1 protein-coding gene is annotated in these 265 nt (G+C 72.5%); it reads right to left on the bottom strand.

Annotated features, from left to right (window positions below; all coding sequences use genetic code 11):
• Nucleotides 1-265 (bottom strand): hypothetical protein (locus OO54_RS41110; RefSeq protein ID WP_033212950.1); only part of this gene is annotated, 265 nt, incomplete at both ends.

Below are 265 nucleotides of genomic sequence, written 5' to 3'. Positions count from 1 at the left end.
GAGCGTCAGCCGCGTGCCGGCCATGATCTCGACCTCCTCACCGACCGGGACGGGGTCGAGGAAGGCCAGGGTCTTCTCGACGTCGGAGTCGTCGTAGAGCGGCTTGGCCGGGCGGTGCTTGGACCAGCCGTGTTCGTCGGCGTGCCGGGCGGCCTCCATCTGGAGCCGGGCGCTGTCGCGCAGCACGATCCCGGCGAGCCGGGCGGTGTGGGCGCTGGTCAGGATCGGTCCCCGGAATCCCTGCCGGACCAGGCGGGGCAGGTAG

The organism is Streptomyces wedmorensis, from assembly GCF_000716445.1.
Classification (GTDB): Bacteria; Actinomycetota; Actinomycetes; order Streptomycetales; family Streptomycetaceae; genus Streptomyces; species Streptomyces wedmorensis.
Note: the sequence above shows the minus strand (reverse complement) of the source record. Positions and strands in the feature narration are given on the sequence as shown.